Source organism: Enhygromyxa salina (assembly GCF_000737335.2).
Classification (GTDB): Bacteria; Myxococcota_A; Polyangia; order Nannocystales; family Nannocystaceae; genus Plesiocystis; species Plesiocystis salina_C.
Genome location: NZ_JMCC02000003.1, coordinates 1 through 11,793 on the forward strand (window position 1 = coordinate 1; position 11,793 = coordinate 11,793).

Sequence of the window (11,793 nt, forward strand, 5' to 3'; positions counted from 1 at the left end):
AACGCGAGCGCGACGAGCATGCTTCCGTCGACGCTCGAGCGATGCAGACTGTCCCGCCTCCTGACCTCTGCTTCCCACTTGGCATCGGCCGCGACGTAGTCACCCGCCTCGATCAGCCCCAAGACGCGCCCCAGCGCGCGCTCGCCCTCGAGATCCGGCGCCGGGGCGAGGGGAGCCGGAGTCGGAGCCGGAGCCGGCTGCACCGCGGTCGCCTCGGCTCGTGCGCGCGCCGAGTCCTGGCGCGCCCAGAACATCGCTGACGTGATCGACCCGAGCAGCACCGTGAACGCCAAGAACATCGCCAGAAAGAAGATCCCAGGTCGCGGCACATCGTCTGGTCCGGCGAGCAACCGTCGTCGCCGTCGCGGCGGCGGGGTGGGGGGCACCACCAGCACCTGCGCCGGCTGCGTCAGCTCGCGAAGCCTCCGCACGAGCGTGTGCATGTCTGCGTGGCGGTTGCGCGGATCGAGCGACAACCCAACCCGAAGCACCGCGCGCAAGGCCGTGGGCACCTTGTCCTCGGGCTGGATCGCCCACGGCTCGCCGAGCGCGATCGACTCGAGCAGCAGCCCCGCGGAGTAGCCCCGATACGGTCGCCGGCCCTCCAGGGTCTCCCACAGCGACACGCAAAACGACCACTGATCGGACAGTTGATCGCCAGGCTGCCCACGCAGCACCTCGGGTGCCATGTAGGGCAGCGTGCCGATCTTGAACTTGACCTGCTCGCGCTCGCTGGCGGGCGTGTGCTCGAGCAAGATCCGCGCGAACCCAAAGTCCGCGACCCGAGGCCGCTCGCACAGCTGGTCGATCAGCACGTTCCCGGGCTTGAAGTCGCCGTGAATGATGTTTGCGTCGTGGGCGGCCGCGAGCCCCGAGCCGGCGGCGACATAGATGTTGACGGCGTCCTGCCAGCGCGGCTGCTTGTTGATCAGGTCGTAGCCCGAGTTCCGCCTGCCCTCGACCAGGTCCATCACGAAGAACACGTCGTCGCCGTGGCGGCCGGTCTCGTGCACCGCGATGATGTTGGGGTGCGAGAGCTTCGCCAGCACCCGGGCCTCGTGCATGATCGCGGCCTCGGCCGCGGGCCCGCTGCGCAGACACAGCTTGAGCGCGACGCGGCGGTCGAGCTGTGGATCGTGGACCTCGAACACCAACCCACAGCCCCCGCGGCCGCGCGGGACGATCGCCCCGAACCGGCCGATCTCGACCAATGGATGGTTGGGGTTGGCCAGGTTGACCGCGCGGGCGCGGGAGACAACCCGAATCAGCTCGCTCCATCGCGGCGGCAAGCTGGACCTGACAGGGCCGAGTGCTTCGCTCGACCATGAGTCATCGCGGTAGTCACCGAGGTCGAGATGTTCGAAGTCATCGAGATCTTCGAAGTCATCGAGACTTGGAAGATCCGCGATGTTTGGAAGATCGGCGGGATCGGGGAGTTTGTCGTCGTCGTCGCCCGCCGCCACTTCGTTACTGTAGCGGCTGCGCCGCAGGTTCGGAATTCCACCGCAACTCGACAGGCCAAGGCAGCAAGAGTGTCCGTTCGGACAGTCAGCTGGCGAAGGAGCGGCACGAACTGCTGGGTTGGACCGGGGGGCGCCGACGTGTGTTGGGTAGGTCAGTGGGGTTTGGGGATGTCTGGTTTGACGTTGGCGGGGGGTCGGGGGTCGTTGGAGGTGTGTTGGTTTAGCTTGGAGGGCCACGGTGGGGCCCCCGGAGATCAGTTGGGATAGTTTTGGGGTAGGGGGGGGTACCCCGAAACATAGCTGGTTCATGTCGTAGGGGGTCCTCGGGGGGATGATGGCTTGTCCCGACTCATGTTCGAGGGGCGGCCCGGGGGTTCCCGGAAGAGTTGCGAGTGTTCGGGGCGGCTGTGCGGGACTCAGGCTGACTCGGCGGCGTCTTGGACGGTGAGGCCGGCCTCGTCGGTGTTGATGATCCCGTTGGCGACCATGGCTCGCAGCAGCTGATCCGCGTCGCGTCCGAGCATGTGTTGAACCACGCGGGCGAGCTCTTCCATGGTCTTGTCAACGGCGAAGGGCTGGCCTCGCAAGCCGGCGGCGAGGGTCATCGCCGTCATCACGCTGCGCATCACCGTCTGCCGAAGCGAACCGCCAAGCACCACGGCGCGGACGGTCTGGGTGATGTCGTACACCCGCTCGTGGCGGCGCAGCATGACCTCGGCGGTCTGCTTGCTCGGCGGCGGGCAGTCGGATCCGACCACGAACACGAACACCAGCGGGACACCGATCTCCCGATGTTGCTTCTCGACCTCCAGCGCCAGCGCGTGCGCGCCTTCCTCGGTCGGGTTGCGCCAGCGGACGACGAACAGTTCTCTGTCGACGAACAACTCGTAGGACGCGGGCATCGGCACAGTGTCTTATCGAACCGCGCGCCGACCAAGGGTCAAGATCGCGCTGCAGAAGCTGCGTCAGTCGAGCTGGCGCAAACTCTTCAGTAGCAGCTCGTCATCGATGTCCGTGAGCGTGCGCAGATCGATCCACAGCTGCTTGTCACGGGTGCGCCCGACCAACGGCGGATCACCGCGACGCAGACACGCGGCCGCCCGCTGGGCGTTGCCGGGCGCGACCAAGGCCACGCTAGCGAGCGTCTGACCGGGCAGTGAACCGCCGCCGATCGTCGCCTCGCAGTCCTGCACGTGATCCGGCGACCAGCCCAGCGCGTGGCACAGCCGCTGGCCCCGAGCGCGAAGTTGCGCTTGCCCGACCGCGAGCATCCCGTGAAACGGCAGATCGGGCGAGTTGGCGCTGGCGTGGGCAATTGCGGTGGCGTGGAGGGCCGCGAGCGCCAGCTTTCCGCACCGCAGCGCACGGGCCAGCGGGTGCCGGCGACACCGGGCGATCGCGCGGGCCGAGCCGGCCAAAATTCCGGCTTGGGGACCGCCCAGTAATTTGTCGCCAGAGAAGGTGACGACTGTCGCGCCCTGCTCGAGGTAGGCGCTCACGGTTGGCTCCTCGGCGAGCACGCCAACCCCTTCGCCGGACGAGGACACGACGCCCATCGACCCGCTCCCGAGGTCGGCGATCAGTGGCACGCCATGCGAGCCTGCGAGCCCAGCGAGCTGCGCGAGCTCTGGTTGGTGGACGAAGCCAGCCTGGACGAAGTTGCTCTGGTGAACCCACAACAGCGCCGCTTCGGGCCGGCCCTGCAGCGCCGCTGCGTAGTCGCGCAAGTGGGTGCGGTTGGTGCTGCCAATCGCGAGCACCGGGACCCCGCCCGCCGCGGCCATCTCTGCGACCCGAAAGCTGTCGCCGATCTCCACGTGCTGTCCGCGGGACAGCGCGACGCCGCCCGTGGGGCCACCGCCGGCGAGGGCCGTGCACGCGAGCAGCAGCGCCGCCGCGCCGTTGTTGACGACGAGCACGTCCTCGGCCTCGAACAGCGCGGCCAACAGCGGCGAGAGCACCGCCAGACGACTGCCGCGCTTGCCATCGCCGAGATCGAGCTCGAGGTCACAGGTGCCCGCGGCGTCGTTGACAGCGAGGCGCGCCGCGGCCGAGAGCGGCGCGCGGCCGAGGTTGGTGTGCAGCAGCACGCCGGTCCCGTTGAGCACCGCTCGCGGATGCACGCGTAGCCAATGATCGAGCCGCGCCCGCGCGATGGCGGCGAGCTGATCCAGCTCGGCGACCGGCGGGTTGGGGTCGCGGGCGGCGTCGATCGCTGCCAGGACCCGCGCGCGCTCGGCCGCGATCGCGTCAACGACCACGCGCCGGACCAACGCGTGACGCAGGCCAAGGTCGGTCAGCCGCGGATGCTCGAGCAGCCGATCGACGCCGGGGAGCTTGCGCAGATGCTGCGCGCGCAGAGCTTGGGTCATCCGAGCACCAACAGCGCGGTCAACAGCAGCGTGAAGGTCACGGTTGCGACCAGCGGCACGAGCAACGAGGGCGCCGATTGGACCGAGGCCACGCTCGTTGCGCCGAGCGACGCCGGCTTGGGACGGCGGACCGTGAGCTCGCCGCTGCGCGCGAGCAGACGATCGACCCGGGCGCCGCGGTGCTCGAAGGTCAGCAGCAGCTCACCAAACGCCACCCGCGAGCCGTGCGTGAGGCTGACCTGCGAGACCTTGTGTCCGTCGACCATGAAGCCGTTCTTGCTGCCGAGGTCGCGGATCGTCGCGCCCTCGGGGGTGATCGTCAGCTCGGCATGGCGCCGCGACACGTCACTGTGATCGAGGACCACATCGGCGCCCGCACCCCGTCCCAGCACGTGAGCGCCAAGAGAGAGCTCGTGGACCCGGCCGCGCTGATCCTCGCTCACCTCGATCAGCCGCGCGACGAACTCGGACACGCGCGCAGTGTAGCGAAGCGCCGCCGGATCCGTGAATTCTGGTCAGATGTGGTCGAGCTCTGGGGCCGGCACCCAGCGATCTTCGATCCGGCAGCTGATCCGGCCAGCCGCGCTGCGTGCCAGCGCGCGCCCGTGTCCGCCCTGGCGAGCGCGACATGCACGAAGCGCCGCGCGGACGCGGGCGCGCTCGGGCGGCTGACAATGATCTTCTGGTGCGGCGAGCTCGAGCGCGTTGAGGCCGATCCCCGCGCGCGCGAGCTGGTCCGCGAGCGCGCGCGTGCGTGGGTCGTCGGTGGGGCCGACCCGGGCGCGCGCGGGCTGATCGGACGGCGCGGGGAATCGGGCGTCGAGCCGGCTGAGCTGGCGGACTTGCAACAGCTCGAACAGCTGCGTCCAGGTCGTGGCCGAGTCGGTCGGTCGGTACAGGCACGCGCTCGCCGGGCTGCTGGGATCAGCGACCATCAGCGAGAGTGATCGCGGCGTGCCGATCGCAACCCAGTCAAAGCGGGGCGGCCCAACGTGTCGCCGATCCGTGGCGCCGTCGAGCAGCAGCCCCGCCGAGATCGCCACCGCCAGCAAGCACGCATTTCGGGGCGGCAACCAAGCGCGCGACGGCTGCTCGGGTGCCCGGGTTGGCAGCGCGCGGCGCAGCGCGAGCGCCAGCACAGCCGCACAGCACAGCGCGGCCGGACCCGCCGCTGGCAGCCGAGACAACAGCGCGCACACATCCAGGATCGGGTTCGCAAACAAGCGCGCGAACGCCAGCGCGAGCTCACCGAGCAAGCCAGGGCCCACGCTCGCGACCAACGCCGCCGGCATCATGAGCCCGAACAATGGCAGCGCGACCGCGTTGCCGAGCAACCCATGCAAGGGCGCGACATCGAAGTACAGCACGCTCAGCGGCGCCGTCGCCCAGGTGATCCGCCAGCTCATTCCCAGCACGCCGAGCTCGCGCGGGGCCGAGACGATCGCGGTCATCGCAGCCAGCGACAGCGCGAAGCCGGGATCCACCAGCCAGCTGGGCTGCCACAGCAACATCGCCGCGGCCACGCACGCGAGCGCGGTTGGACCGTGCGTGGGTCGACCCACGACGACCCCGAGCTCGATCGCGGTCAACATCGCCGCCGCGCGGACGGCCGAAGCCGCGCCGCCCGTGAGGCCGACGTACGCCCACAGAGGCACCCACGCCAGCACGCACGCGTGGGCGGGCGACAGGCCCAGCAGCACCGCCACCCGCCGCGCCAGGACCTGCAGCCACAGCGCAGCGACGGCGATGTGCAACCCGCTGACCGCGATCAAGTGACCCAGCCCGGCGGCCCGAAGATCGTCGCGCAGCTCGGGAGCGAGGGCCGAGCGCAGCCCGAGCCCGGCGGCGACGACCAAGCTCGCCGCCGCGTCGCCGCGCGTGGACGACCACGCGCGCTGACGCAGCTGCGCGACCCACCGCCAGTAGCGATCCAGCGGCCGACGCCAGCGTGGGCGCGAGATCGAAGGACGAGCCCAGATCACGGGACCCCGACCCAGATTGAACGCTGGCTCGCCCGCGCGAACGCCACGATCGAGCGCGCTTCGCCACGTTCGCTGCAGCGCGGGGGCCAAGATCGCGACCTGATCCCCGCTCGCCCGCGGGCACGCTTCGGGCGGCGCCGCGACGACGATCTTCCGCGCCGACCCCGACCCCCACCCCCATGATCCGGACCCCGGACCCCGCAGCTGGATCCGGCAGCGCGGGCCAGGCTCACTGGCCCCGACCACCTCGAAGCTGCGCATCGCGTCCGACCACCCCCGCTCGACCACGCGCTCAGCTGCCTGCGCCCCCACGCTCGCGCCGCGCAGCACCCCCGCACAGAGGATCAGCCCCACGAAGATGATCCGCGAGACCTCATCGCGCTGACCGACCTTTCGGACGCAGGCCCACAGCACCCCCGCGAGCACCCCCGCGAGCACCAGCGGCACCACGAGCGCGCTGTTCAGATGCGTACACAGCCAGCCGGCCGCGACGGCGCCGATACAACCCAGCGCTACCAATATGCTTCGCATGTCCGACCTATCGGCCCGGCGCGGCTCGGTTTGCAGCCGGCTGCCCGCCGCGCCTCGGTCCGTCGAGCGGGCGAGGAGCCTCGCCCGAGCTGAAAACATCCTCGCCCGAGCTGAAGACATTGGACCCAAGCCCGCGGTCCCGGACGCCCGGCCCAGCCAGCGAAACGCTAGAACGCCAGCAAACTGGCTCTAGCGTGCAAACCAGCGTGAGGTGCGAGCACTTGTTCCACTTCGGTCCGGGAAACCCTACACTCGGCAACGGTCGTGCTTTTCACGAAGATCTGGACAGCCGTTCTCGCTATCTTGGCCACTGCGTGCCTTGCCGGCATGTATCTGCTCTCAACCGGCTCGGCCGGCGGTTTCACGGATGCCGATGAGACCGCGGTGCGTGCGGTGACCGAGGCGGGGATGGCGGCGCTCGCGTCGGACATCAACTCGTCCACGGTCTCGCTTGGGCCCGGGTTGCTCGCCGACACGCGCCTCCGCGAAGCCCTCGACGGACCCGCGGTGCCGGTCCCCGACGAAGATGGGCTCGAGGGCCCCTCGCTGCAGCAGGTGTTCGTGCAGGTCGCCAACGAGGGCCTGCTCAACGAGTACCCGCGCATGAGCATGGCGATCGTCGACAAGAGCGGCAACATCCTGGCCCGGACGGGTCTGGCGCCAGAGCTGTTCGACGAGCTCGTGAAGATGGCGGCGATGGAGTCGGCGCTCGACAGCGAAGAGCCGGCGCTGCTCTCGTCAACGCTGGCGGGCAAGCTCCACGCGGTCAAGCTCTCGCGCCCGCTGACCGACGCGGCCCAGCGCCGGCTCGTCACGATCCGGGCCGTCGAGCTTGGTGGTGGATCCTTTTTCCGTGGCGTCGTCGGCACCCGCAACCCCGCGGGCCTGGTCCGCGACGGTGAGGTGTTGGGCGACGCAATCGGTGGCGCCAAGCATGAAGAGCTGATCGCGTTCGCCACCCAGCACATGGACAGCATCCCGCCCGAAGGTGCGAGCGGCGTGTTCATGGTCAACGACGGCAGCAGCGACGGCCGGCTTGGCTCGGCTGCGCGGGTTCCCGGCCCGGCTGGCAAGGGCAAGAGCGGGACCTTGTTCGTGGTCCTGTCCAGCAACACCCTGGGCTCGACCCAGCAGGACATGGCGACCGCGCTGCAGGTCGCGCTGGACGCGGGCGGCCTCAAGCAGCTCAACTGGATCTTGGTTGGTGGGCTGCTGGTGATCAGCCTTGGCCTGACGATGTACCTGCCCCACATCGAGTACAACACGCCGCTTCGTCGGCTCGCCAAGGAGTTCAACGGCATCACCGAGGGCCGGCAGCACGAGCTCTACCACGACACCTACGGTGGTGAGCTGGGCCTCGTCGCCCGCTCCGCGGCGACCGCCATGGAGGCGCTGCGGGTCTCGTGGGAGAACGAGCTGCTCGACTCGGACGCGCAGCTGTCGGATGGTGGCGCGCCTCGTCGGACCCGCAGCACTCGCAGCCTGCGGGCGGCGCCTCGCCGCGCTCGCAGCCAATCCCACGAGAGCCTCAGCAGCTCGCAGGTCGACGCTGACGAGTCGCTCCCGCTCGACACCAACGATCGCAGCGCCAGCCAGGCCCCGTCGCGCGCCGTCCACCACGAGCCCGACGCGATCGACCTCCCCGGTGCGAGCGCCCCTCCGCTCGCCCCGCCTCCGGCTCCGTCAACCAAGCCGCCCGCGCCCGCGCCCGCCTTCAGCGATGAAGTCGACCCCCCAGCGCTCGCGCTAGACGGCGACTCGGTCAGCTTCGCTGGCCTCGACGCTGGCCTCGAGGTCGACGGCGGCGGCGAAGACGACCGCGAGAGCTACTACCGCCGCATCTACGACGAGTTCGTCGAGACCAAGGGCGCGTGCGGAGAGCCGACCGAAGGCTTCACCTACGAGAAGTTCGCCAAGAAGCTGCGCAAGCAGAGCGACACCTTGCTGAGCCGCGCCGACGTCACCGACGTGCAGTTCAGCGTCTACGTCAAAGACGGCAAGGCAGCCCTGCGCGCCAAGGTCGTCAAGACCTGAGTGGGTCGGTGCCCTCGCCCGAGCTGATAACAGCCCGCTGCCCTTGCTGAACCGGTCGACGAATGGCGTCCGCAAGCGGGCGAGAAGCCCTCGCCCGAGCTGATAACAACCTATGGCTGCTCGGTCTGAATCGCCTCAATCTGATTGAGGCCAATGTAGAAGTCGACCACCCGGATCGTGCCCGAGGGCGTGACCACGACGTAGTCGTTGCCGGCCCGCAGCGGCATCAGATCGCTGGGGCTGACGCCGCCAAGCCACAGCACGTCGCTGCCGTCGTCGTCGCCATCGATCACGTCGTCGCCGTCACCGCTGCGCCAGATGTACACGTCGTCGCCGGGGCCGCCAGCGAGCAGGTCCGCGCCCTCACCACCTAGCAAGGTGTCGGAGCCCTCGCCGCCCATCAAGGTGTCGTCTCCGGCCTCGCCCCACAGGATGTCGTTGCCCATCGCCCCGTCGAGCAGGTCAGGGTCGTCGCCGCCAAACAGCCGATCGTCGCCGACCTCGCCATACAGCTCGTCGACCTGCGCCTCACCGTACAGCACGTCGGCCTCGTTGCCGCCGTAGAGCTTGTCGTCACCGGGGCCACCGTAGATGAGATCGAGGCCGTTGAAGCCCTCACAGATGTCGATGCCGGGCCCACCCTCGAGTCGATCGTTGCCGTCGGCGCCGTCGAGCGAGTCGTTGCCGCCGCCCCCGAGCAGCAGATCGTCGCCGAGCAGACCCAGGAGCTGGTCGTTGCCGCCCAGGGCATCCAGCATGTCCGAGAGCTCCGCGCCCTCGAGGTTCTCGCTGCCCTCGGTACCGACCAGCGCCATGCCGCCCACGCCGACCGCCGCCCACGGCGTGAGATCCACGTTCATGTCGGGGACGATCGCGCTCGAGATGCCGCCGGTGATCGGGATGTCATCGGTCGCGTCTTCGCAGGGGACTCCGTTACAGGGATCGCTGCTGTCATCGCTGCCCGCGTCGGTGCCTTCCATCGCGGTGTCGGAGGTCGAGCTCTGATTGCCGCTGCCAAACGACGACGAGTAGCTCATGGACTCCTCACCGGCACCTGCGCTGCAGGCGAGCGCGAGCATCACCGCGGACAAGGGGATGGTCCGAACCGATATCATTGGGTGACAGTGGACGAGCGAGCGGCATTTGTCGAGATGCGAGCAGATCTGCTCACTAGTGCCGCACACCCTAAGTTCGTTCCGGGTTAGGTGCGGAGCTGAGGCCCAAGGGCGAGGAGCGGCGACGACGCTGTACCGGGCGTACTGCTAGGAGCTGCGACACTGCCATTGGGCCTCAGTGCCGTGCATGACCCGGATCGAACTTAGGGTGTGCGGCACGAGACTCCGCCATGCGCGCGCTCTACTCCAGCGCGCCAATTCTTCCGCACAGCGTGCGCCCCATGGACACAGGAAGCGGGTTCAGAGCCTTCTTCTAGGGCTTCTAGAGAGGGGTCTATGTTGGGGTCACTAATACTCCGTCTGAATCTCTTCGATCACGTTTTGGTTGGCGTAGAAGCCGACGACCGTCACCATCCCGCTCGGCACGACGATTCGCAGGTCGTCGTCGACCCTCAGCAGGATCACGTCTTCGGGGGCGTAGTCGCCAAGCCAGACGATATCGGCGCCGCCGGTCTCACCGCTGATCGTGTCGTCGCCGTGGCCAAAGCGCCAGATGTAGATGTCGTCGTCGAGCCCCCCGCCAAGCGTGTCGGCCCCGCCTTCACCCTCGAGGATGTCCAATCCGGCCTGACCGAGCAGGTCGTCGTTGCCGGTGCCCCCGCGCAGGTAGTCGTTGCCATCACCGCCAGTCAGGGTGTCGTTGCCGTTGTCGCCCAACAGCCAGTCGTCGCCTGCGTTGCCCCACAGCTCGTCGTTTTCGTTGCCGCCAAACAACACGTCGTTGCCATCGCCGCCGTAGAGCCTGTCGCTGCCCTCGTCGCCGTAGATCAAGTCGTCGCCGGCGTCGCCATACAGCATGTCGGCGTCGCCCTTGCCCTGGATCTTGTCGTTGCCGTCGTCGCCGTGGATCGTGTCGAGGCCCGAGCCAGCGTCGATGTCGTCGTCGCCCGACAGGCCCTCGACGGCGTCGGTGCCGTTGAGGCAGCTGATCGTGTCGGCGCCCACAGTACCGAACGCAACATCATTGCCGTCGGTGAGCGTGATCTGGTTGCCGCCGATGTTGTTCCAGGTCGCGAGGCTCGGGTTCGTGGACAGCGGATCGAGCGAGCTGCCCTTGATCTGCCACTGCGCGGTCACGTCCTGGCAATTTGGGATGCCCTGGCAATTTGGGTCGACGGGATCCCCGTCGCCGTCGCCCTCGTCACCATCTCCGTCGCCGTCGCCATCGCCGTCGCCATCTCCGTCGCCCTCGTCACCATCTCCGTCTCCGTCGCCATCGCCATCGCCGTCTCCGGGATCTCCGTCGCCGTCGCCCTCGTCACCATCGCCGTCGCCGTCGCCATCGCCATCTCCATCGCCATCTCCGGTGCTCTCGCTGTCGGGATCTCCGACGCTGCTGGTGTTGCCCTCTATGATCGTGGCGTTGCAAGCAAGCGCGAAGCAGGGGAGCACGAGCACGAGTCGAGTTAGCGCGGGACGAAGGCAAGACATCGGCGAAGTTTCAGGGCTCGGTCCTGCGTTGTCGAGTGCGTCGCTCTGTTAGACTTCGGTGGTGCCAGCCGGGGATCAGACTGCCCATGCCAGGGCATTGCTCTTGGATGCCCGCTGCCCAGCGTGCGCCGAGCTGCTTGGACCCCGCTCACTGTTTGGGTCCGCGCCGTGCTCGTGGTGTGAGTCCCCCGTGGATCCGCGGCTAGCAGGGGTCTCGCTGGCAGACGAGGTGCGCGGGCGTGGTCGCCGGCAGCTGATCGGGATCGCGATCGCGGTTGGGGCCGCCCACCTGTTGTTGGGGTGGGTGCCCTTGATCGGCGCGTTGGTGTTGCTGATCGCGGCGGCGTGGATCCGCGCTGGGATCCTGCAACCAACCACCGCGATGCTCTCGCCCCGACGTCGGGTCCTGACCCGCTGGACGGCCCGCCTGGTCATGGCGGTCGCGCTGGCGCTGACCGTGATCGTGACCGAGGCGCTGAGCCTGATCCCCGTGCTCGGGCTGCCCGTCAAGGCGGTGATCAGCGCGGGCGAGGTCGCGATCGCGGCGTGGGCTGTGACCACCTACGTGCACTGGCAGCTGCGCCGTGAAGCCATGCCCCGACCGATCGCCAGCTGGGAGTGGGTCGTGCTGGTGCTGTGCTTTGCGGCGTTGATCGCCTCTGTGATCGCGCTGGCGCTCGCGTTCGCGGCGTTGGCCTCGGCGTTCGACACTTTGCTGGGATTCCTATCATGACCCCCACAGCCGCCTTCGCACTTCGCGGTCACTCGCTTCGCTCGCTCCCAAAGGGCAGGTTGTTTGTGGGGG

General features: G+C 68.8%; 9 protein-coding genes. 2 read left to right on the forward strand and 7 right to left on the reverse strand.

Annotated elements, in window-relative coordinates:
- The 5 genes from DB30_RS01510 to DB30_RS01530 form a co-directional block, all read right to left on the reverse strand.
- Positions 1–1,463, reverse strand: a 1,463-nt coding sequence (locus DB30_RS01510; RefSeq protein ID WP_165703585.1) for a serine/threonine-protein kinase, incomplete at its 3' end; no start/stop codon positions are given.
- 416 nt (positions 1,464–1,879) lie between these two features.
- Positions 1,880–2,365 carry a hypothetical protein gene (locus DB30_RS01515; RefSeq protein WP_052546151.1) on the reverse strand — a complete coding sequence of 162 codons (486 nt, stop codon included), beginning with the start codon at positions 2,363–2,365 and terminating at the stop codon, positions 1,880–1,882.
- Between the two features lie 63 nt (positions 2,366–2,428).
- Positions 2,429–3,835 carry an L-seryl-tRNA(Sec) selenium transferase gene (gene selA, locus DB30_RS01520; RefSeq protein ID WP_052546152.1) on the reverse strand — a complete coding sequence of 469 codons (1,407 nt, stop codon included), beginning with the start codon at positions 3,833–3,835 and terminating at the stop codon, positions 2,429–2,431.
- Positions 3,832–4,308, reverse strand: a complete 477-nt coding sequence (locus tag DB30_RS01525) for an FHA domain-containing protein (protein ID WP_052546153.1) — start codon at positions 4,306–4,308, stop codon at positions 3,832–3,834. Before DB30_RS01525 ends, selA begins: the two co-directional genes overlap by 4 nt.
- A 42-nt stretch (positions 4,309–4,350) precedes the next feature.
- Positions 4,351–6,348 (reverse strand): ComEC/Rec2 family competence protein, encoded by a 1,998-nt coding sequence (locus DB30_RS01530; protein WP_165703586.1) that lies wholly within the window; start codon positions 6,346–6,348, stop codon positions 4,351–4,353.
- A gap of 264 nt (positions 6,349–6,612) precedes the next feature.
- Between DB30_RS01530 and DB30_RS01535 the strand changes: the two genes are divergently transcribed.
- Positions 6,613–8,382 (forward strand): MXAN_5187 family protein, encoded by a 1,770-nt coding sequence (locus tag DB30_RS01535; RefSeq protein WP_338082178.1) that lies wholly within the window; start codon positions 6,613–6,615, stop codon positions 8,380–8,382.
- A 110-nt stretch (positions 8,383–8,492) separates the two neighbouring features.
- Here DB30_RS01535 and DB30_RS01540 read toward each other — a convergent pair whose 3' ends face one another.
- The gene (locus tag DB30_RS01540; protein ID WP_205632880.1) at positions 8,493–9,461 is read right to left on the reverse strand and encodes a calcium-binding protein; all 969 of its coding nucleotides are present in this window, start codon (positions 9,459–9,461) and stop codon (positions 8,493–8,495) included.
- 384 nt (positions 9,462–9,845) lie between these two features.
- Positions 9,846–10,955: a calcium-binding protein gene (locus DB30_RS41160; RefSeq protein WP_052546157.1), complete on the reverse strand. Its 1,110-nt coding sequence runs from the start codon at positions 10,953–10,955 to the stop codon at positions 9,846–9,848.
- Positions 10,956–11,178: 223 nt separating this feature from the next.
- On the opposite strand from DB30_RS41160, the gene DB30_RS01550 reads away from it, so the two are divergent.
- On the forward strand, positions 11,179–11,721 hold the full coding sequence (locus tag DB30_RS01550; RefSeq protein WP_052546158.1) for a hypothetical protein: 543 nt from the start codon (positions 11,179–11,181) through the stop codon (positions 11,719–11,721).
- The last annotated feature ends 72 nt before the right edge of the window (positions 11,722–11,793 follow it).